Origin of the sequence: Ihuprevotella massiliensis (assembly GCA_900095835.1) — a bacterium.
Lineage (GTDB): Bacteria > Bacteroidota > Bacteroidia > Bacteroidales > Bacteroidaceae > Alloprevotella > Alloprevotella massiliensis.
Genome location: LT608321.1, coordinates 2723664 through 2746816, shown reverse-complemented (window position 1 = coordinate 2746816; position 23153 = coordinate 2723664). Strand labels below are relative to the sequence as shown.

Genomic DNA, 23153 nt, shown 5'->3' with positions numbered 1-23153 from the left:
ACAACATTTCCCCGCGGCAATGCCGCATCCAGACAGAATCATCAACAATAAAAAAATAAAGAAACTCCCACCATGAACATTACTCTCGAAAAGAATGGTGTAAGTGCCCTCGTAACGGTTAAATTGGAACAGGGTGACTACCAGGATGCAGTAAAGAAAGAACTCAAGAATATCTCAGCAAAAGCTGAAATGCCTGGTTTCCGTCCTGGCAAGGTGCCTGCTGGTGTGATCAACAAACGCTTCGGTGCTCAAGTGAAAGCAGACACGATTAACCGTGTGTTGGGCGAAGGTTTGATGAACTACATCAATGAAAACAAGGTGAACATCCTTGGCGAGCCCATGATGTCTGAAAAGCAACAGCCCCAAGACATCGAGAACCAAACTGAGTTTGAGTTCATCTTCGACATCGCTCTCGCTCCTGAGTTCAACTTCGAGCTTTCAAGCGCAGACAAGCTCCCTTACTATGACATCGAGGTGAGCGAAGAGCAAATCGACACTCAAGTGAAGAACTTTGCTCAACAAGCTGGTCACCCCGAAAGCGTAGAAGAATATGCTGACCGCGATATCCTCCGTGGTGCACTCGCACAACAAGACGAGAAGGGTAACGTACTCGAAGGCGGTCTCGCACTCGACAAGGCTAGCTTGATGCCTGCTTACTTCGTTAACGACGACCAAAAGAAGATTTTCGAAGGCGCTAAGGTGGGTGATGTCATCACTTTCAATCCCTCTGCTGCTCATAGCGAAAACGAACTCGCTGCTCTCCTCAAGGTGAGCAAGGAAGAGGCTGCACAATACAACGGTAACTTCACTTTCCAAGTGGAAGAAATCAGCCGCTTCGTGCCTGCTGCTCTCGACCAAGAACTCTTCGACCGCGTGTTTGAACCCGGCACTGTGAAGTCTGAAGAAGAGATGCGCGCTAAGATTAAGGAGCTCATCCAAAACCAATACAACGAAGACGCTGACTACAAGTTCCTCCTCGACGTGCGCAAGTATGCTGACGAGAAGGTGGGCAAGCTCGAATTCCCCGAAGAGCTCCTCAAGCGCTTCATGAAGGAACAAAATGCGGACAAGGGTGAAGAGTTTGTAGAAAACAACTTCGCTCAAAGCCTCGAAGAACTCAAGTGGCACCTCATCAAGGAAAAGCTCGTGGCTAAGGCTGAAGTGAAGATTGACGATGCTGACGTGCGCGCTGCTGCTGTGAAGACTGCTCGCTTCCAGTTCGCTCAATACGGCATGAACAATGTGCCCGAGGAATACCTCGAGAACTATGCTGCTGAACTCCTCAAGGATCGCAACCAAGTGAATGGCTTTGTAGAACGTAGCATCAACGAAAAGTTGGCTAAGGCTCTCAAGGAAGTGGTAACTCTCGAACACAAGTCTGTGAGCGTGGAAGACTTCCAAAAGCTTTTCCAAGACGAAACTGCTGAGTAATCAGTTCCGCTGCTTCCCCGAAACCTATAGACACTGCGGTGTCGGCAAAGGTTGGTAGCAGTGTCTTATGACTCCATCTCGACAACGGGGAATGACGATGCTCACTTGCGCATCGTTGCTTCTCCGTTGTCCTTTTTTATCTCCTATCAGAGAGAAGTGATACCACAGTGCGCTGAAAAATACACTCCCCTTCTCTCCCAACCTCAAGAGATTATGCACCAAGATTTTCGCAAGTTTGCCACCAAACACATGGGCATTAACTCCCTCGTCCTTGACGATGTAGTGGCAGCACAAAACCAATATCTCAACCCCTACATCCTAGAAGAGCGCCAACTCAATGTGACGCAGATGGATGTATTTAGCCGATTGATGATGGACCGCATCATCTTCCTCGGCACAGCCATTGACGACTACACCGCCAATACGCTCCAAGCTCAACTGCTCTATCTTGACTCTACCGACCCTGGCAAAGATATCTCCATCTACATCAACTCTCCTGGTGGTAGTGTTTACGCTGGACTTGGCATCTACGACACGATGCAGTTCGTGCAAAGCGATGTTGCCACCACCTGCACTGGCATGGCTGCCTCTATGGCTGCCGTTCTCCTCGTGGCAGGACAGGAAGGCAAGCGCGCTGCCCTCCCCCACAGCCGCGTGATGATTCACCAACCTTTGGGTGGTGCACAAGGTCAAGCCTCTGACATCGAAATTACTGCACGCGAAATTATGAAGCTCAAAAAGGAACTCTACACCATCATCTCCGAACACAGCCACACCGAGTTTGACAAGGTATGGGCAGACAGCGACCGTGACTACTGGATGACTGCTAGCGAAGCCAAGGAATATGGTATGGTAGACAGAATCCTTTCGCGCAAAGGTTGAGCTTCTCCCACTCGCTGATGACTTCTGAACAATAATGCTCCAGCTTTCTCTCTTCTGTTCTTTTGCAACTAGCTACTAGCTTAGCTAACATATAGAGAAAGGCTGGCGGCATCTTCCATGAGGAAATCACAACGCGCCCTTATACGCAAGGTGTTATCCTTATATTCAAGTTGAAAACTCCCTTCAGCGAGCAATATCACTCCAGAAAAAATGGCAAAAAAAGACAATAACCAAAGACACTGTTCCTTTTGCGGTCGTGGCGAAGAAGAAGTAGAATTGTTGCTCACCGGCCCTGACGGAAACATCTGCAACGATTGTGCACAACGTGCTAAAGAGATGGTGGACATCGCCATTCCCACGCACACTTCTTCTGAGCACATCGAAGAGGAATTTGGCACACTCCCCACTCCCAAGGAGATTAAGACGTATCTCGATGAGTATATCATCGGACAAGACGCTGCTAAGAAATATCTCTCTGTGGCTGTGTACAACCACTACAAACGCATTCTCAACAAAAACAAGGCTTCTGACGATGACCAGGTGGAGATTGAGAAGAGCAACATTGTGATGGTCGGCTCCACGGGTACGGGTAAAACACTCCTGGCACGCACCATTGCCAAGCTCCTCAAAGTGCCTTTCACCATCGTCGACGCTACGGTCTTCACCGAAGCTGGTTATGTGGGTGAAGACGTAGAGAGCATTCTCTCTCGTTTGCTCCAAGTGGCTGATTTCGATGTGGAGAAAGCTGAGCGCGGTATCGTGTTTATCGATGAAATCGACAAGATTGCGCGCAAGAGCGACAATCCCTCAATCACGCGTGATGTGAGCGGAGAAGGTGTGCAACAAGGTATGCTTAAGCTCTTGGAAGGCAGCATTGTTAATGTACCTCCCAAGGGTGGCCGTAAACACCCCGACCAAGATTACATCCACGTAGACACCCACAACATTCTCTTCATCTGCGGTGGTGCTTTCGACGGCATTGAGAAGAAAATTGCTCAACGTCTCAACACGCACACTGTGGGTTATGACTCTGTGCAAAATCTCAAAAAGATTGACGCTTCCGATTTGATGCAATATGTGGAACCTCAAGATTTGAAATCCTTTGGTCTCATTCCCGAAATCATTGGTCGTCTTCCCGTGCTCACCTACTTGAAACCTTTGGACCGCACGGCATTGCGCAATATCCTCACCGAACCGAAGAACTCGATCATCAAGCAATACATCAAGCTTTTCGCACTCGACGACATTGCGCTGACCTTTGAAGACGCCGTACTCGACTACATTGTTGACCAAGCGGTGGAATACAAACTCGGTGCACGTGGACTCCGCTCCATCGTAGAAACCATCATGATGGACGCTATGTACGAAGCGCCTTCGAGCGACAAGAAGTCACTCACCATCACTTTGGACTATGCTCGCCAGCAGTTTGAGAAAACAAATCTCTCTGCTGTATAATCATTCGCAAAAGTTTTCCATCATTAGTTCTCCAGCAAAGTTGGCGAAGATGCTCCATCTTCACCAACTTTGCTTTTTTGTGCGCTGTTTATAAAGCCTCCTTTATTTGATTCGTTCCTTCAACTGCGAGTATTATCCAGAAGAAAAGCATTCTAAAATCAGAACCACAAAAAACTGCACCAACGCATAAGCATTGATGCAGTATAAATTTAGCACTTCGTTCGGCTGTATTAAGGCAAAACTTCCATTTGTGTGGGGAAACCTTGAACGCGGAGGGCAAGTCCAGTGATTTTCTTTGTAGCTAAATCGTAGGCATAGAAACCATTATCATCGGCATTGCTGACACCGAAATAGATTTTTCCATTGGCTTCTGCCACTGCCACAGCGTGACCATTAGAAGGTTTGACGCCTGGAATATAAGTTACAGTGCGCTTTTCGAGATCGATACACACAGGCACCATCACTTTTGCAAGATAAGGATTACCCGAAGCATCCAATTCGTAAGAGGCAGCCATAGCATAGAGTTTACCATCTGACCCCAAACGAACTGTTCCCAAATAATTGAGTGTGTGGTTGAAGTTCTCCACTTTGGCTTGCGCAATGTTCAAAGCATAGTCGGCGTCAAATTCTGTTTCTCCTTTTTTGATGCGCAAAATACCACCATCAAATCCTGGTTTGAAACCAAAAGAACCCATGCAATTCAAATAGATAGCACCGTCTTTGGGATTGACAAAAATGGAATGTGCATCAATGGGACGCGTGGCAAAGGAGAGCTGATGCTTGGTATCTACTATTTTCTTTAGCAACTTTCCTGCTTTAGTGTCAATGATGGCCACTTCTGCTTGCTTCAAACGGGGCATCCACTGACTATCAAACTGATTGAGTCCGACAAACAACAAACCATCGCGCACAACCATAGCACCTGGTGCCACACGCACCTCTGGTTGTGCGAGAGCATTTAGGTCTATATCGCGCACTTTTTGCATCGTGGTGGGATTAAACTCCATGACGATGCCAAGGTTTTGCATGCTTATATAGGCTTTATCTTCAGATGTCAATACGATATTGCTAGCCCCAGAGTTAGCAGGTAGAGTAAGCGTGCCACGCTCTGAAAGATTACCTTTTTTGTCGGTCACATAGTGAGTGAGCACAGACTTTGTGCTTCCCATATAGTCGGGGAGGATAAAAATGTGCTGACCAATGACAATAGGAGGTACACCAAAACCTGCTGGACGAGCTTGAGCATTATTGATAGAGCCTTCCATTTTTTCAACTGTTTGGAAGTAGCTCACTCCACTTGCCCCATCAGTATTGACAACATTAGTAGTGATGAGAAAACGGCCTCCAGCGGTTTCCGGTGTGTTTGGAGTGTCTTTGTCGCAACTAGGTATTGCAACGAGAGCAAGCGCAAAGGCTAGCCCAGAAAAAAGATGTTTGAACATAGGATAATATATTTGATGAATTAGAAAATGCAAAACATAGATGTTCTTATCGGAATAGATAGCGCAATTTGATGGAGAAATTACGTCCAGGCAGAGGTCTATTGAATTCTGAAACAACTTCTCTGTTGGTTAGATTTCTCAATTTGAAAGTCAGCGTCCATCGATTATTGTCGAAACTATGTTCGATAGCGGCGTCGCAAGTGAGTGATGTAGGAATCTTTCGATCTTGATAACGGCTCAATTCGAAATCATAGAAATACTGATGGATATAAGATGCATCAAGAAGCACGCGTGTGTTTTGTCCTTGTCCTCCTAACCAGTTTCTTCCGTGAAGTTCCAAACCACAATTAGCCATCATATAAGGCACATTGGGGATACGTTTTTCGTAAGAAGGATTGGGGACTTTAGTTTCTGGGATAAATTGACGAACATCGCGCAAATCTTGCCAAGTAGCATTTACATAGGCATAAAGCCAAGGAGTGAGATCACCTTTCACCTCTCCCTCGATGCCTCTAGAATTTACAGCACCAAAATTAGCATATCGCGCAGTAGAAGGTATCATTCCTGGAGTAAAGCGAATCATATCAGTGAGTTGACTAGCAAAAACATTGAGTTCTGCTTCAAACATACCTCCACGTTCTAAGTTTTTATGATAAAGCACACCCAAATTCAGACTATTATTGCGCTCAGGTTTCAGTTCTGGGGAGGGCACAATGGTATATCCATTGCCAATGAGCTCTTCGCTAGAAGGGATGCGCACTTCGGAACTTACCGCTGCTTTGAAGAGCCATTCTTGAATAGGTCTATAGGCAACAGCAAAATTCGCTCCCCATTCTACACGATCTATATAGATGGGTTTCAACTGATTGAGAAAATAATTCTCGAGATGCTGCCCTCTAGAATTGATGTAGAAGTTTTTGAGTGTCAAAGCAGTTTGCAGACGACGGTTGAAGAAAAAAGCGTCGTAGGAAAGACCAGTAGTGATGCTATTGAGTCGGGAGTCATAACCCACTCTGTATCCTAAAGCCCGATCCATCACTGTATTTTCAGGGTGCAAGGCCGTACCACTGCCATACACATTGAGGTTGACGAGATGGTTTTCGCTAAGTTCATAGTTCATATTGAGTTTTGACACCCAATTCAAAGTGCTGTTGTGAGAGTCGGAAGGAAAATTCATGGTCTCTCCACCATAAGGCGACTGCGAACGGTGCGTAGTTCCATCCCACCTATGCACCACATGCGCTGTGTCTACTTGACCATAACTCCCTACATTGACGGCTGCAGATAGGTCAAAATCCAATCCTTTGACGAAGAAATTTTGTCGTTTGGCTGTAACTGAGCCAAGAATCGAGCGTGCATGGTTGAAAGCGTGCTGATAATCCAATTCGATACCTTGCAGTTCTTGTCGAGTGAGGGTAGCTATCGCTTCAAGTTTGAGTTCATCGAACCACCATTTTGTGGCTTTCAACGAACCTCCAGCAACGGCTTTCGTAAACGCATCGTGGTTACGTCGCACACGAATGTCACCTTGGTGATGAAGCGTCATTTCATAATCATTGTCAGAGTGTACATATAGACCGCCTGCACCCCATTCTAAACCAGTCTTAGCATCGTGGCGTTTAAAAACAGAGTTAAATCGATGAGTGTTGAACGAACCATATTCATAAGACGCATCCAAATAGCGTGGAGGATAATCTTTCACAACCACATTGACTGCGCCTCCCAAGGCATCCCCTCCCAAACGATAGGGCACAATGCCTTTGTAGATTTCCACACGCTCTATCATATCAGTAGGAATGTCGTCAAGATTTACAAAATTACTGAATTGTCCGATAGCAGCCTCATCCACAAAAAGCCCCATGCGCTTACCTTCAAGACCACGAACAGAGATACGCGATGGGCTTCCCACACCTCCTGTGCTCCTGATGGTGACTCCTGCCACGCGATTGAGCACCTCGTTAAGGGAAGAAGCTGTGCCTTGCAACTGACGCTCTCCCACTAAACTCACAATCTGTGGCGCATACTTGAGTTGGTGAACTGTAGAATGTCCCACCACATGGGCTGTGCCTAAATAATGCTTACGTGAAGAAGATGAAGTTGTGGAAGCCTCCTTAGAAGTGTAACTTTCGTTTTTCTGAGTATTCACCGTATCAACCACATTGTTCACTTGCAATGTGCCAGACCAATTAGGAGCTAAGTTGGAAGGATGACCAGCTCCCCTAACTGATAAAAATGGAGGAAAAGTAGCAAAGACTAATGCTACTAGATGTGCATTTCGCATAACAAACTTTTTGTTTGCAAAGTTGAGGAGAAAATACCAACTGCACAATACTCAAATATAGGTAAATAGGACAGACTTTATCGTGCATATTCCTACCAACATACCTACAAATGATGATATGAAACAACAAATGCACTATCCTATCCCTTCAAACGAAATGAAAAGATGAGGACTACCCAAACAGCGTTTTTCGCAAATCAGAACGAAAAAAAGTGGGATAAGCTATCGAAAATATCAAAAGTTCTTTCTAACTTTGCGAGAGCAAGTCATCTCTATCTTACTCTTGTATCCATGACGAACGACACCAACCTACACGAACCTCTCAAACGGTACTTTGGCTTCGAGACGTTTCGCAACAATCAGGAAGCGATTATTCGCAGCCTGATGGCGGGGCATGACGTCTTTGTGCTGATGCCTACTGGTGGAGGAAAATCAATATGCTACCAACTTCCAGCATTACTCATGGATGGTGTGGCTATCGTTGTGTCTCCACTCATCGCACTGATGAAAAATCAAGTGGATGCAGTGAGACAAACAAGAGCGGATAATTGTGTGGCGCACTATATCTATGCGGCACTGACGAAACAAGAGATTGTCGAGATAATGAACGATGTGACCACGGGCAAGACTAAACTACTCTACGTCTCGCCTGAATTGTTCAATAAGGACAGCTTTGTCGATTTTCTCAAAACCGTGAAAGTGTCGTTTATTGCGGTGGACGAAGCGCACTGCATTTCAGAGTGGGGACACGATTTCCGCCCTGAATATCGCAAACTTCGCCCCATCATCAATGAAATTGGTCAAGTGCCCATCATCGCACTCACAGCCACTGCCACCGACAAGGTGCGCATGGACATCAAAAAGAATTTGGGAATCCTAGATGCACTCGAGTTTAAAAGCTCGTTTAATCGCCCCAACCTCTACTACGAAGTGCGACAGAAGACGGCTAAAGTGGATCACGACGTCATCCGATTCATCAAGAGTCACCCTCATGTGAGTGGTATCATCTACTGCCTTTCTCGCAAACGCGTGGAAGAACTCACCGAGGTGCTTCGCACCAACGACATCAATGCGTGCGCCTATCACGCGGGACTTGATGCCCAAGTGCGCAGCAACACCCAAGATGCTTTTCTCAAAGAAGACATCGATGTGATTGTGGCTACCATCGCCTTTGGCATGGGCATCGACAAGCCCGATGTGCGCTTCGTCATCCACTACGACATTCCCAAAAGCCTTGAAGGATATTACCAAGAAACAGGACGCGCCGGCAGAGATGGCGGCGAGGGCCTTTGCATTGCCTTCTATTCTCACAAAGATCTCCAAAAACTGGAGAAGTTCATGGAAGGCAAGCCCATTAGCGAACAAGACATTGGTCGTCAACTTCTCAAAGAAACGGCCGCTTATGCCGAGTCTGCGGTGTGCCGACGCAAGTTGCTCCTTCATTATTTTGGAGAACAATATGAAAGCCCCGACGGCTGTGGCAATTGTGACAATTGTAAACACCCTCATAAACAAGTGGAAGGAAAAGATTATTTATGTAGAGTCATCGAGACTGTTCTTGATTGCAAGGAGAACTTCCGCGATGACTATATTAAAAACATATTGATGGGCAATGCCACAGATGAGATTGTGGCACATCATCACGATGATTTGGACAACTTCGGTTGCTCTGAGAATGATGAGGACGAACAACTGTGGAATGCAGTGATTCGCCAAGCACTTTTAGCCGATTTCCTCAAAAAGGATATCGACAATTATGGTATCCTCAAGGTGACTGCAGCAGGAAAGAAATTCCTCAAAAAGCCAACGAGTTTCAAAATTGTGGAAGATAACGATTTTGAGGATGAACCTTCGGACCCTCCTGCACAAAGTGGTGCAGCCAGCGCTCTCGACCCACAACTCTACCAAATGCTTAAGGACTTGCGCAAACGCATGTCGAAAGAGTTGGAAGTGCCCCCTTATGTGATATTCCAAGATGGCTCACTCGAAGCAATGTCTACGGTTTATCCACAAACCATCAACGATCTTCAGAATATCCCTGGAGTAGGTGCAGGAAAGGCAAAACGATATGGCGAGAAGTTCTGCGCTTTGATTCGTCAACACTGCGAAGAAAACAATATCGCACACCCAGAGGAGTTCCGCATTCGCACCATTGCCAAGAAGTCACAACTCAAAGTGGACATCATCCAAAACATCGACCGCAAGGTGCCACTCGACGAAATCGCAAAAGCGAAAGGCATCGGCTTCGACGAACTTCTGGATGAACTGGACGCCATTGTCTACAGTGGCACCAAAATCAACCTCGACTACTTCATCAAAGAGGAAATGGATGAGGATTCTGTGGATGATATCTATGATTATTTCCACGAGTCAGAAACCGACGACCTCGAAGAAGCTTACAACGAACTCAGTAATGACTATTCTGAAGAGGAAATTAGACTTGTACGCATCAAGTTTATTTCTGAAATGGCGAACTAATCCTCCTCTTCTTCCCCTATACTCGTGCGTCCACGCAGAGTTTTTAATCACACATCCAAAATGTCTACCACTCCTGAACTCTCCAACGAGCAAGAACTCGTGAATGAGAAAAAAGAATCGCTCAACTTCATCGAGCAAATTGTGAAAGATGACCTCGCCGCTGGCAAAAACGGCGGACGCTTGCAAACGCGTTTCCCACCCGAACCCAATGGCTATCTCCATATCGGACACGCCAAAGCCATTGCCTTGGACTTCGGCATCGCTGAACGCTTTGGAGGAGTGTGCAATCTCCGTATGGACGACACTAACCCTCAAAAGGAAGACCACGAATATGTCGAAGCCATCAAGCACGACATCGAATGGTTAGGCTACAAGTGGGACAACATCTACTACGCTTCCGACTATTTCCAAGATCTTTGGGACTTTGCCGTTGCGCTTATCAAACAAGGTCGCGCTTATGTCGACGAACAAAGCAGCGAACAGATTGCAGCTCAAAAGGGAACTCCCACTCGTCCTGGTACAGAAAGCCCCTATCGCAATCGTCCAGTGGAAGAATCGCTTCGTCTATTTGAAGAGATGAACAGCGGTAACGTAGAACCCGGCAAAATGGTGCTTCGTGCCAAGATTGACATGGCAAGCGACAATATGCACTTCCGCGATCCTATCATGTATCGCGTGCTGAATATGCCCCACATCCGTACGGGCAATCACTGGAATGCATACCCCATGTATGACTTCACTCACGGACAAAGTGACTTCTTAGAAGGCGTTACACACTCCATCTGCACGCTTGAGTTTGTGCCCCACCGTCCACTCTACGATTTGTTTGTCGATTGGTACAAGGAAGTGCGCGGAGAAGACCTCTCCGACAACCGCCCACGTCAGTTTGAGTTCAACAAGTTGAATCTCAACTATACGCTCATGTCTAAGCGCAATCTCTTGCTTCTCACGAAAGAAGGCGTGGTGAATGGTTGGGATGATCCTCGCATGCCTACCCTTTGTGGTATCCGTCGTCGCGGTTATAGCCCCGAAAGCATCCGAATGTTCATCGACAAAATCGGCTATACCACCTTCGATGCGCTCAACGACATCAAACTGTTGGAAAGTGCTGCGCGTACAGACCTCAACGAACGTGCCACCCGCGTGTCGGCAGTTCTCGATCCTGTGAAGCTCATCATCACCAACTATCCCGAAGGACAAAGCGAATTGCTCGAAGTGCAAAACAATCCCGAACGCCCTGAAGAAGGCACGCACACCATTGAGTTTAGTCGCGAACTTTGGATTGAACGCGCCGATTTCAAGGAAGTAGCCGACAAAAAGTTCTTCCGCATGGCTGTGGGCAAGGAAACTCGCCTCAAGAGTGCCTATATCGTAGACTGCACTGGTTGCAAGAAGAACGAAGAAACTGGCGAAATCGAAGAAATCTATTGCACTTACGACCCCACTTCAAAGGCAGGTACTGAAGGTGCGAACCGCAAAGTAAAGGGTACCATCCACTGGTTGAGCTGTGACCACTGCTTGCCCGCAGAGGTGCGCAACTATGCTTGCCTATGGACGTGCGAAAATCCTCGTGATGCCATCAAGCAATACGAAGAAGAAAATGGCGTTCGTGGCATCGAAGCTATGCGCCCCTTCCTCAATCCCGATAGCATCCGTGTGAACAAGCAAGCGTTTGTGGAGAAATTCGTGCAAACTCTCCCTGCACTCTCCTACTTGCAGTTCACTCGCACCGGTTACTATAACATCGATCCCGATTCCACTCCCGAACATCTCATCTTCAACAGCACCGTTTCGCTCAAAGAAGACAAACACAAATAAAGCGTAGTGCGGAGGTGTTGCAAAACTCGTTTTGTAACATCTCCTTTTGGTGTTTGATAAAAGGATAAAATGCAAGACATTGAGATGGAGGCTGAAGGGAGCATACTGAAGTCTGTGACCAAAGCTGAATGTCGAAAATAACGCAGCAGTTTGCCCTTTATGAAACACCCTGACTGCGTTTTCTCATGTCCCCCCAATAACTTTCACCATTATGAGGCGTTCTCCAGAAGAATTGCAATCCCTAGTGCGAGAGTATCAGAAAAACTTGTCGGAAGCGTCCATTCCTTTTTGGATGGATGTTCCCGACATTTTAGATATTCTCGACCATTTTGAGCAGACTCAGCAGACCATAGAAGCTGAGCTGTGCCTTCGCCTTGCCCAGCGCATGCACCCCGAAGACGCGGATATCCTCATGCGCAAGGTCTATCGCCTAAAAAACGATGGAAGATGGTATGATGCCGAAGTGTTGGTCAAGCAACACCCTGACCAAGAACACCTCGATGTGCAGTTCTTCTTGGCAGAAAAAGCCCTTAGTGAACTGAGATTTTTCGACGCTGACGGCATCTACGAAAGCATTCTCACGCGAGAACAACAAGCTCTTGAGGAAGAACTTTTGGAGAATCCCGAACAAACTGGCAGTCTTGACGATTTGCGCATGGAGATTGCCGAACTCTTCCTCGACTATGGTAGTGAGGTATTTGCCAAGAAATATCTTCTGCTCATCGATAAAAACTCTCCGCTTCAGCCACGAGTACACTTGTTGGAAGGCGAAATACTGATGCGCTATGGAGATCCCGTGCAAGCCGAAGAAGAAGTGGAACGAGTGATTGACGAAGATCCCTACAACATCGATGCGTGGATATTCCGTGCAGAACTCGCCAATGAGCGCAAGGACTTCGACAAATGCTTAGAAGCTGCTGAATATGCCCTTGCCATCGAGCCCAATCATCAAAAAGCGCTACGCATGAAAGCCATTTCAGCCTTGGGCAAAGAAGATTGGGACACCGTCCTCAGCACCTACGACATCTACCACACACTAGAGCCTAACGACTACACGATGTCGCTCTCTGTGGGAGAGATTTATCTCAATCGTCAGAACATCGTCAAAGGAAGAGAGGCGCTGCAACACGCACTTCAAAACTGCAATAACGAAAATCCAGACAAACAGCGCATCACACACGACCTTGCCGTATCTTACGCCATGCAAGGGGACATTCGCAAAGCCTATGTTTGTATGGCAACTCTCAGTTCTCTGGGCGTTCCTCACGACGATATGCTATTCCAAGCAGCACGCATCGCCTTCAACTATGGATTTATTCCCTTTGGCATGGAGTTGATGCGTCATCGATTCAGCGTTGTCTCTGGCAACGATGAACGAAATGTCCAAGTGGCACAACTTTTTTATGAGTGCAAACTCTATAAAGAAGTACAAGAGTTTTGGGAATATCTCTTCAAAGTAGGTTTCCCAAATGAGAGCGAGGCACAAGTCTATCTCGCTTATGCCGCAGTTCAACTTCGCAACAAAGACGTGTTTAGCGCTACTTCTGCAGTAGCTGTGCAACATCAACCTAGTTTGATGCAACAAGTCTTTGGCGGATTATACAAAGATTTGCCAGTGCATCAAATGCCTGCACAAATCTTAATCGATTACTTCAGCAATAACCCAAATTAAAAGCAATGAATAAGACCCTATTAGCGAGCCTTTTCGCTGGCGCACTCTGTGTGATGTCACCAGCTATGGCACAAAATGCGCGTCCCTTCGTCGTCCCCGAACTCACTTCGTGGCAAGGCGGTAAGGGCAACTTCGTGCCTTCTGGCAGAATCGTGGTGCAAGATCGTCAGTTTCTCCCTGCTGCACGAGCTTTCGCTCAAGACTACTACACGATGTTGGGCAAAAATCTCATCATCAACAGTGGAAAACCACAGAAAGGTGACTTCGTCATCGCCAAAGCTGGTTTTGCTCCAGCATCTAAAACTGATACTCTCGGCACCGAAGGCTATCACCTCAACATTGCCGACCACGTTACACTCACCGCTTCCCAACCTACGGGCGCATTTTGGGGCACACGCACCCTTCTCCAACTGAGCGAACAAACACAATCGCACGCCATTCCACAAGGTGTCACCACCGACCGTCCACAATATGCCCTTCGTGGTTTCATGATCGACGCTGGTCGTAAATACATCCCTATGGACTACTTGCGCCAACTCGTCAAGGTGATGGCTTACTACAAGATGAACACGCTCCAAGTGCACCTCAACGACAACGGATTCAAACAGTATTTTGGCAACGATTGGGCTAAGACTCCCGCCGCTTTCCGATTGGAGAGTGACTATTTCCCTGGGCTTACCGCCAAAGATGGTCACTACACCAAGAAGGAGTTCGTTGACTTCCAGCGCGAAGCCGCAGCACAAGGCGTAGACATCATCCCCGAGATTGACGTCCCTGCGCACTCTCTGGCATTTACTCACTATCGTCCCTCACTTGGCAGCGAAGAGTTTGGAGCCGATCACCTCGATTTGCGCAATCCCGCTGTAGTTCCCTTCCTCGACAGCCTATTTACTGAATATTGCAGTGGCAAGAATCCCGTCTTTGTGGGCAAACGTGTACACATCGGCACTGACGAATACAGCAACAAAGACAAAGAAGTGGTGGAACTCTTCCGTTCTCTCACCGACCACCTCATTAAACACGTAGAACGCTATGGCAAACAAGCCGTGGCTTGGGGCGCACTCACCCACGCAGACGGCAAAACTCCCGTGAAATCAAAGGATGTTTTGCTCGAAATGTGGTACAATGGCTATGCCGACCCCAAGAAGATGAAGGAGCAAGGCTTCCAAATGGTATCTATCCCTGATGGCTATGTCTACATCGTCCCTGCTGCGGGGTATTATTACGACTATCTCAACTGCCCCTTCCTCTACGACCACTGGACACCTGCCCAAATCGGCAACCAGAAGTTTGAAGAGGGCGACCCTTCTATCCAAGGGGGTATGTTTGCCGTTTGGAATGACCACGCCGGAAATGGCATCACTGTGCGCGACATTCACCATCGTGTGATGCCTGCACTCCAAACCATTGCCACCAAAACGTGGACGGCAGCCAAGACTTCTTTACCTTATGCCGATTTTGCGCGCCTTAGTCCCATCCTCAGTGAAGCTCCTGGTGTCAACCTCCTTGGACGTACGCTAGGCAAAACTGGGCGTACCTCTGTGGAATATGCGCACTTGCCTTTGCTTCCTAACACAAACCTCGATTGGTTCGGTCGCGAAATTGGTTACGACTACACCGTGGACGTGACAGTCAAAGCCGACGAAGTGACAAAAGGTGCCATACTGTTCCAATCTCCTGATGCAACAGTCTATTTGGCTTCCCCACAAAATGGCAAATTAGCCTTTGAACGCGAAGGATATCTCAATGAGTTCGACTACGTTTTGCCCAAAGACCGCGCAGTCCGCCTCACCTTCATTGGTACGAACAAGGAAACAACGCTACTCGTAGACGGCAAATTCCGTCAATCGCTCTACCCTCTCACCGTAGGTAGCGCACAAGTCAATGCAGGGGCTGCAGGTGCTACTTCCGATCCCTATGCAGCTTCTAAAATGTACTACCAGCGCACGCTGGTCTTCCCCTTGGAACGCACGGGCAACTTCAAAGGACAAATCTTGAAACTCACAGTTTCTAACTTCGCACAAGAGCAGTAGAAACGCGTCTGACGTTTTAACCCAAATCGGTCATTAGACCGTTATAGTGCAGTTCATTAGTGAGGAGATAACTTCCTGTCATCTTTCATTTTCTTGTTGGCATTTTGTTTCTCGCTAGTTCTCGCCGTAGCCCACTACGCCTTCGAACTCACGAGAAACAATCTGCTCAACAATCTAATGAAATCTGTTCAGGATCTAATGACTGATTTGGGTTTAACAAACGAGGAACGCACCATCCCTTTGGTTGGCGCGTTCCTCTTTTTTCGGACAATACCGATTTGGGTTTAAGAAAAAGGTACAATTCCCACACTTCCATTTAACGCGTTCTCTTGAACGACAATATCATAGTTCGGAAATACGCGATTTTCGCAGGCTTAGAATCATGCATAAACTTGCACTCTTCGCATGAATTTTGCCCATTTTTGTAAATATCAGCCATAAATAAAAGCGAACTCCCTATTTCTAAGCAAAAAACATCGGACTTCGCTCAAATTATCTCCCTTGAAATCTCGAAAACGTCCGACGAAATTTTGAAAATGTCCGACGAAATTTTGAAAACTTCCCACAAAACTACTCGAAGTTGCAGACAAAACAAAAAACAGCTCCCAAGGTCTATTTATTTCTTCTCTAGATGCACCTAAAATCTAGAGATTTTTCCCCTCTGATTTTAACACACCACACCGCGTAAATCCATTAGATTCGTTAATAAGTGCGATGATATTTCAGTAATCTAGCACGAGTACCATTGCCAGAAGCATACTCCAACTCTATATATCGCAGCTATTCATAGCGTCATCCTTTTATTGACAGAGAACAACATATAAGTTGGCATACAACTTGCAATCTGAACACACAATTATCCAATCCTCAGAACACCTTATCCCTGCATTCATCTATTTCTTATCATATATTGTACACCTCATCACAACACCCCTATTTTTCTACTATGCAAGCTTTTCAAATATCACAATATAACGCCAAAGATATTTCAGTACAGTCTGTAGATATTCCCCGTCCCACACTGCGCCCTCATGAGATTCTCATAGAAGTCAAAGCTGCCGGTGTCAATCCACTTGACAACCTCATCACACAAGGTGAAGTAAAACTAGTGACTCCCTACACTCTACCGCTCACCATGGGCAACGAATGCTCGGGAGTCGTAGTTGAAGTGGGGGAAGCCGTCAAAAACTTCACTGTGGGTCAGAAAGTTTTCACTCGCCTTCCCACCAAGCAAATCGGTGCTTTTGCTCAATACGTCGCTGTGCCTGAAGATGCCGTTGCACTCATGCCTAACAATTTGTCTTTTGAGGAAGCAGCAGCCATTCCCCTCACAGCCCTCACCGCATTTCAAGCCCTCGAACTGATGCAACCTCAGCCTGGTCAGAGCATTTTCATTTCAGGAGGTTCGGGTGGTTTGGGAGCTATGGCAATTCCTCTCGCAAAGGCACGCGGACTTATAGTCTACACCAACGGAAACGCGCAAAGTAAAGAACGTGTGCTAGCCTTAGGTGCAGACAGATATCTAGACTATCGCACAGAAGACTACCTCGAACATTTGCCCAAGGTGAACTTCGTGCTCGACAGTTTGGGAGGCAAAGAACTGGAACGCCAAATGAATCTCCTCAAACATGGAGGAAAAATGGTGTCACTCCGCGGACTTCCCAATCGTTCTTTCGCACAACGCTTTGGACTTCCTTTATGGAAACAATGGCTCTTCGGCTTGGCTGCATGGAAAACCACTCAGCAAGCAAACAAAGTGGGAGCAACCTATGATTTCCTCTTCGTAGAAAGCAATGGTAAACAACTAGCGGAGATTGCAACTTTGGTAGAAAAACTTGATATCCACCCTTCAGTGGAACACATCTTCCCCTTTGCGCAAACCAACGAAGCCTTGCACCAAGTGGCACAACGCGGTTCTACAGGAAAAGTCATCATCAATTTTGACTAACTTGGCTTTCCCTTCATTTTGATTCAACCTCACACTTGCAAAACCATTGGCCTAAAAGCAGCATCCCCCATCGCTCTATGTGAACGATGGGGGATGTTTTGTATAATGCTCCCAACAAGGGGCAACAAAAGTGCGTGGCAGGTGTTTAGCTCACCACGTTCTGTGGAGTTCCAGCAAGGAAAGCCTCGAGATTGTCTGCCATAATGCTAATGATGCGACCACGAGCGGCAGCACCAGCCCAAGCAATGTGGGGAGTGACATAAGTATTGGGCGCGGAAAGTATGGGATTGTCGGCAGCAGGGGGCTCTTGTGCCAGCACGTCACAAGCATACGCTGCAAGTTGTCCGCTATGTAGGGCTGCAGCAACGGCTGCTTCATCTATCAATCCGCCGCGCGCCGTATTGATGAGCACCAATCCTTTGCGCGCCTTCGACAAAAGTTCTGCGTTCACAAAACCTTTATTCTCGGGCTTCAGAGGACAGTGGAGAGAAACCACAGCTGATGTAGCAAACGCCTCATCCATCGTGATTTTCTTCACACCCTCAGGCAAAGATTCCGCAGCTTGGCTCGTGACCACACACACCTCAGCTTCAAGCACAAGGAGCAATTCTGCTACCTTTCTGCCGATATTTCCCCACCCTACTATAGTAATGCGCTGTTGTGCGAGTTCTTCCACAGCTTCGTCCCAAAGACTGAAATCGCGACTGCGCGCCCAGTAGCCACCGCGGTTGAGTTCGGCATAATGTCCCACACGATTGGTATGCTCCAGCAAGAGCGCAAGCGTATGTTGCGCCACAGCCAGCGTGCTATACGCTGGAACATTGCACACCGTCACACCATGACGGCGCGCAGCTTCGAGATCAATGACATCATAACCCGTGGCGCAAACCAAGATGAGTCGCAATTTGGGAAGTTGCGCAAAGATTTCTTCCGTCATCCGCTTTTTGTTGAGGATAATCACCTCAGCATCTTTGGCGCGCTCTACAATTTGGTTGGAAGGGGTGCGGTCATACACCGTAAACTGCCCAAATTCTGCCAAGCGTCCCCACTGGAGGTCGCCAGGATTGAGCACAAAACTATCGAGAAATACGATATTCATAGTCTTATCTAATTAGAGTTGAGTCAAAATAATTATCGATAACCTTAGCTTAGCAGCAACAAAGATGGCAGAAGACAGCATCTATCGCTACCGAGCAGGAAAGGCGAAGCTCTACTTTATGGACGAAAATGAGGAATCTCCACAGGCATTCCACCTTGTTCAGCCGAAGCTCGGGTAAGCTCCACAAGGCACGACCATTCCGCAGCATCATATACATCGATGTCAAGGGGCAAACCAGCCTGCAAACACCCTATGAACCGTGCATCCATGGCATAGTTCATCGGATTTTCCAAACCACGCGCCTTACCCTCCTGCCACAACTTCATCTGGGCCGTCAGAGAAGCGCTCCACAACTGGGCTTCAGCTTCCTCATGGGTCCAAACTCCATCATCCGTTTGTAAAGTAACATTAGGATATTTCTGCGCAAAGGCTTTTGTGCCACAGAGCGTTTGCAAACGGCTATAAGGGCGTGGCGTGGTACAGTCAAACTGAAGCAAAATGGTTACGCCCTTCTCCGTTGTGATTAGGGTAGAATTTGCATGTCCCAAACTACTTTCATGCCCCATTGCTCTGCCCGTCATTGACACGAGTCGCACCATACGGTCGTCATTGTCGCGCAATAATTGCCCTATTGGAGCAATACCATGCGTGGGATAGGGATTGCCACCCTGAAAAGCGCCTTGCTCGTAGCTCTGTGTTTGAGCATCGGCAAAAAACTTCCGCCAATCATGCAGATAACCGCCTTCAGCATGCGTCAACGTACCGAAAAAACCGCTATTATATAAAGAGCGCGTGGCGAGCGAAAACCAGTCATAGCAGCAATTCTCCGTCATGAAGCAATGTCGCTGCGTTTCTTCTGCCGTGCGCACCAACATCCAGCATTCCTCTACGGAGGTAGCAGCAGGAACTTCCACTGCCACATGCTTGCCAGCGCGCATTGCCTCCACAGCCAAGGGAGTATGAGAAGCCCAATCGGTACAGAGATACACCACATCCACCTCACCCGAATGAATCAGTCGGGATGCGGCATCTTTCCCCACGTAGCATTGGAGCTTTTCTGCTGAGCAACGAGCCCAACTTTCAGAGGGTTCTCCCACTTCCTCAGACTTATGCCAACCTTGCAGCACTGACTTTGCTGACGCCACGCAGGTTTCCGACAAATCCGCCAAAGCAGTGACCTGCACTCCACCTATATATTGATAACGGCGCAACGTAGCAAGTCCCCTTCTGCCTAGACCGACAAAACCAATGCGGACAAGCGGAAGAGGAGCACAGCGAAGTGCAAGTGCAGAAGTGCGAGAATGAATCATGAGCAATGCGATTTTCAGACGAGAAACAGCAATTTTATACTAGGCAAAGATACGAATTTTCGCCCAACTATGACGAGAATATATGCAATAATAAGGTATATGCACCCTCCCGGCTAGGATTTTCCTTCTGTTTTCGATACGACTCTTTGAACAAAAACAGCCCCTTCTACCCTGATGTAAGGATTTCTCGCCTTCTAAATCCCATGAAAATCGCATTTTCTTCAAAGATTTTCATCCAAACTCTTGGTCGTTTGAAAAAAAGTACCTACTTTTGCACTGCGTTTGACAAACAAATGCACCCAAGGAAGGTTGGGTGAGTGGCTGAAACCACCAGTTTGCTAAACTGACGTACGGGCAACCGTACCGGGGGTTCGAATCCCCCACCTTCCGCACCTTAAGGTGCCTTCATCTAATGGTTAGGATACATGCCTCTCACGCATGACATACGGGTTCGATTCCCGTAGGCACTACCACTAAATGGCACAAACGACTAGGCGAGTTTCTCATTGAAACTCGCTTTTTTTCTTAAAAGCCTTTACACCCTACAGCACACTTGCGCACTTCCAGCACAAGCCCCCTGCGCAACACATGGTCATCTACACCAATTTGCCCCATGAATACTTATAACATCGCTGTCGCTGGCACTGGATATGTCGGCATGAGCATCGCCACTCTCCTTGCACAGCACCATCACGTCACTGCTGTTGACATCGTTCCCGAACGTGTCGATGCCGTCAACGCAAGACGCTCCCCCATCCAAGACACTTATATCGAAAAATATCTGGCAGAAAAGGAATTAGACTTGACTGCCACCCTCGATGCTGCGAGTGCCTATCGCAACGCTGACTTTGTGGTCATTGCAGCTCCCACCAACTACGATGTACAACGCAATTTCTTCGACACCTCTGCCGTAGAAGCCGTGATAGAAGCTGTGATGGCTGTCAACGACAACGCCATCATGGTCATCAAAAGCACCATTCCCGTGGGATATACTGCACAGATTCGCCAGCGAATGGGGAGCGAAAACATCATTTTTTCGCCTGAGTTTCTACGAGAAAGCAAAGCGCTCTACGACAATCTTTACCCTTCGCGCATCATCGTGGGACGTCCCGAAGGCGATGCTCGACTGGACGAGGCTGCACACACCTTTGCCGCTCTGCTTCAACAAGGAGCTTTGAAGCCCGACGTCGACACGCTCTTCATGGGACTCACCGAAGCCGAGGCAGTAAAGCTCTTTGCCAACACCTATCTCGCACTGCGCGTGAGCTACTTCAATGAACTCGACACTTACGCCGAACTCAAAGGGCTCAACACCGAGCAGATTATACATGGCGTTTGCCTTGATCCACGCATCGGCAACGACTACAACAACCCTTCCTTCGGATATGGTGGCTATTGTTTGCCTAAAGACTCCAAACAACTTCTGGCGAACTATCAAGATGTGCCCCAAAACTTGGTGCGTGCCATCGTGGAATCCAACGTAACGCGCAAAGACTTCATCGCCGAACGCGTGTTGCGCGCAGCAGGATACTATGGTGAAAACCCAGCTTTCAATCCTGCCAACGAAAAAGACTGCGTGATTGGTGTGTATCGACTGACGATGAAAGCCAATTCCGACAATTTCCGCCAAAGTTCCATCCAAGGAGTGATGAAACGCATCAAAGCCAAAGGCGCAAAAGTAGTAGTTTATGAGCCTACCCTCCAAGATGGCAGCACCTTCTTCGGTAGTTTGGTGGTCAACGATTTGGAGAAATTCAAATCGATGTCGCAAGCCATCATTGCCAATCGCTACGATGCACAACTCAATGACGTCAAAAACAAGGTCTACACTCGCGATCTTTTCTCTAGAGACTAAACAAACTAGAGCAAATTTATGAGGTCGCTACGCTCTTTTAGGGCGATTTTCAATGCAAAATCGACTTTTTTCAGGATAAAACGCGAAAAAAACGCAGAAACATTTGGAGATTTCAGAAAAAGCGCGTAATTTTGCACCCGAAACAAGGAAACAATGCTACTAAGCACTGCACTCTTAGCTCAGTTGGTAGAGCAACTGACTCTTAATCAGTGGGTCCAGGGTTCGAATCCCTGAGAGTGTACCAACCTCCTTTGGAGGATTTAGTAGCAAAGTTCCAATGTTGCACTCTTAGCTCAGTTGGTAGAGCAACTGACTCTTAATCAGTGGGTCCAGGGTTCGAATCCCTGAGAGTGTACTCCAAAAGCTTCATCTCAATGAGATGGAGCTTTTTTTGTGTGACAAGAATAACCTGCTTCCCCTCTACCACAACCTCTCATTCATTTTCAATCAAACGGAACAACCTATAAAGACTGCGACGAACACCTAAAGAGCATCTATTCCTAATTACTCATCGCGTTCATCGCAGTCTTCGTATATACATAGCCACTATTGGCGTGTTTTGCTATAAGAGAATTAAAATCATCGCTCTATCGGCTTTGACCATCCCATAAACATCTTGGTCACTTCAGCACTATGATGACTAGGTATAATTACTGGTTCATGAGTGTCTAGCTGAGCAAGCACAGACATTTCTTCTGAACTCAGCTCAAAATCAAAGACATCAAAATTTTCAGCCATACGTTCTTTGCGCACAGACTTAGGAATCACGATGACATCGCGCTGCAATAAGTAGCGAAGTGCCACTTGCGCAACCGACTTTCTATGATTTTCTCCAATCGACTTCATAACTTCATTGGAAAAGAAGTTATTCTTTCCCTCTGCAAGCGGTCCCCATGACATATGTTTCACGCCCAACTCGTCCATATATTGACGCGCCTCCTGTTGCTGAAAGAACATATGCGTTTCCACCTGGTTGACTGCAGGTATGACCTCCATAAAGTTAGAAAGATCAATCAAATGATCTGAGTAGAAATTGCTCACTCCTATGGCACGAACCTTCCCCACCTTTAACGCTTCTTCCAAATCGCGATAGGCATTATATCGATCACCATAGGGTTGATGTAGCAACATTAAGTCTATATAGTCAGTACCAAGTTTGCGCAAACTATCCTCTATACTTTTTGTTGCAGAATCTCCTGCGTATTGCGAAAACCATATTTTATCGACGACAAAAAGATCTTCGCGTTTGATACCGCTTTTCTGAATAGCACGCCCCACCCCTTCTTCGTTTTGATAGGCTTGTGCAGTATCAACCATACGATAACCTACACTCAAAGCATCAGCTACGCAACGCTCCGCTTCATCTGGCGACACTTGAAACACGCCATAACCTATTTGTGGCATTTCAACGCCATTGTTCAATGTGATAGTTCTCATGACTTCTTGATT

The 23153-nt window shown here is 47.2% G+C and carries 14 protein-coding genes and 4 tRNA genes; 13 read left to right on the top strand and 5 right to left on the bottom strand.

All coding sequences use genetic code 11. The annotated features are described in order from the left end of the window. The first annotated feature begins 72 nt into the window (after positions 1 to 72). The 3 genes from tig to clpX all read left to right on the top strand — a co-directional run bounded on the left by tig (position 73) and on the right by clpX (position 3768). Positions 73 to 1431 (top strand): trigger factor, encoded by a 1359-nt coding sequence (tig, locus tag BQ2633_RS11080; protein ID WP_075567098.1) that lies wholly within the window; start codon positions 73 to 75, stop codon positions 1429 to 1431. A 213-nt stretch (positions 1432 to 1644) separates the two neighbouring features. Further along, positions 1645 to 2313: an ATP-dependent Clp endopeptidase proteolytic subunit ClpP gene (clpP, locus tag BQ2633_RS11075; protein ID WP_075567397.1), complete on the top strand. Its 669-nt coding sequence runs from the start codon at positions 1645 to 1647 to the stop codon at positions 2311 to 2313. Positions 2314 to 2523: 210 nt separating this feature from the next. Further along, complete coding sequence (gene clpX, locus BQ2633_RS11070) at positions 2524 to 3768, top strand: ATP-dependent Clp protease ATP-binding subunit ClpX (RefSeq protein ID WP_075567097.1); 1245 nt, start codon at positions 2524 to 2526, stop codon at positions 3766 to 3768. 230 nt (positions 3769 to 3998) lie between these two features. Here clpX and BQ2633_RS11065 read toward each other — a convergent pair whose 3' ends face one another. Both BQ2633_RS11065 and BQ2633_RS11060 read right to left on the bottom strand, forming a co-directional pair. Further along, complete coding sequence (locus BQ2633_RS11065) at positions 3999 to 5210, bottom strand: hypothetical protein (protein WP_075567096.1); 1212 nt, start codon at positions 5208 to 5210, stop codon at positions 3999 to 4001. Between the two features lie 46 nt (positions 5211 to 5256). After that, complete coding sequence (locus BQ2633_RS11060; protein ID WP_075567094.1) at positions 5257 to 7491, bottom strand: TonB-dependent receptor domain-containing protein; 2235 nt, start codon at positions 7489 to 7491, stop codon at positions 5257 to 5259. A gap of 291 nt (positions 7492 to 7782) precedes the next feature. Between BQ2633_RS11060 and recQ the strand changes: the two genes are divergently transcribed. From recQ to BQ2633_RS11030, 5 genes are all read left to right on the top strand, one after another. After that, positions 7783 to 9969 (top strand): DNA helicase RecQ, encoded by a 2187-nt coding sequence (recQ, locus tag BQ2633_RS11055; protein ID WP_075567092.1) that lies wholly within the window; start codon positions 7783 to 7785, stop codon positions 9967 to 9969. A 60-nt stretch (positions 9970 to 10029) separates the two neighbouring features. Continuing rightward, positions 10030 to 11787 (top strand): glutamine--tRNA ligase/YqeY domain fusion protein, encoded by a 1758-nt coding sequence (locus BQ2633_RS11050; protein ID WP_075567091.1) that lies wholly within the window; start codon positions 10030 to 10032, stop codon positions 11785 to 11787. Between the two features lie 211 nt (positions 11788 to 11998). After that, on the top strand, positions 11999 to 13459 hold the full coding sequence (locus BQ2633_RS11045) for a tetratricopeptide repeat protein (RefSeq protein WP_141700209.1): 1461 nt from the start codon (positions 11999 to 12001) through the stop codon (positions 13457 to 13459). A gap of 5 nt (positions 13460 to 13464) precedes the next feature. After that, entirely contained in the window at positions 13465 to 15492 is a 2028-nt protein-coding gene (locus BQ2633_RS11040; RefSeq protein ID WP_075567089.1) for a family 20 glycosylhydrolase, read from the top strand. Between the two features lie 946 nt (positions 15493 to 16438). Continuing rightward, positions 16439 to 17440 (top strand): NADP-dependent oxidoreductase, encoded by a 1002-nt coding sequence (locus BQ2633_RS11030; RefSeq protein ID WP_075567088.1) that lies wholly within the window; start codon positions 16439 to 16441, stop codon positions 17438 to 17440. Between the two features lie 145 nt (positions 17441 to 17585). On the opposite strand, the gene BQ2633_RS11025 is transcribed toward BQ2633_RS11030, so the two are convergent. Together BQ2633_RS11025 and BQ2633_RS11020 are read right to left on the bottom strand one after the other, a co-directional pair. Next, positions 17586 to 18539, bottom strand: a complete 954-nt coding sequence (locus BQ2633_RS11025; RefSeq protein ID WP_075567087.1) for a D-2-hydroxyacid dehydrogenase — start codon at positions 18537 to 18539, stop codon at positions 17586 to 17588. Between the two features lie 116 nt (positions 18540 to 18655). After that, positions 18656 to 19849, bottom strand: coding sequence for a Gfo/Idh/MocA family protein (locus BQ2633_RS11020; RefSeq protein ID WP_075567086.1), 1194 nt, complete (start codon positions 19847 to 19849; stop codon positions 18656 to 18658). A gap of 303 nt (positions 19850 to 20152) precedes the next feature. Between BQ2633_RS11020 and BQ2633_RS11015 the strand changes: the two genes are divergently transcribed. The 5 genes from BQ2633_RS11015 to BQ2633_RS10995 all read left to right on the top strand — a co-directional run bounded on the left by BQ2633_RS11015 (position 20153) and on the right by BQ2633_RS10995 (position 22059). Then, positions 20153 to 20239 (top strand) — tRNA-Ser (locus BQ2633_RS11015). 8 nt (positions 20240 to 20247) lie between these two features. Next, a tRNA-Glu gene (locus tag BQ2633_RS11010) sits at positions 20248 to 20322 on the top strand. A 140-nt stretch (positions 20323 to 20462) separates the two neighbouring features. Beyond that, positions 20463 to 21704 carry a nucleotide sugar dehydrogenase gene (locus tag BQ2633_RS11005; RefSeq protein ID WP_075567084.1) on the top strand — a complete coding sequence of 414 codons (1242 nt, stop codon included), beginning with the start codon at positions 20463 to 20465 and terminating at the stop codon, positions 21702 to 21704. A gap of 168 nt (positions 21705 to 21872) precedes the next feature. Continuing rightward, a tRNA-Lys gene (locus BQ2633_RS11000) sits at positions 21873 to 21948 on the top strand. Between the two features lie 38 nt (positions 21949 to 21986). Further along, positions 21987 to 22059, top strand: a tRNA-Lys gene (locus tag BQ2633_RS10995). 224 nt (positions 22060 to 22283) lie between these two features. On the opposite strand, the gene BQ2633_RS10990 is transcribed toward BQ2633_RS10995, so the two are convergent. Next, entirely contained in the window at positions 22284 to 23141 is an 858-nt protein-coding gene (locus BQ2633_RS10990) for an aldo/keto reductase (protein WP_075567083.1), read from the bottom strand. Between the last annotated feature and the right edge of the window lie 12 nt (positions 23142 to 23153).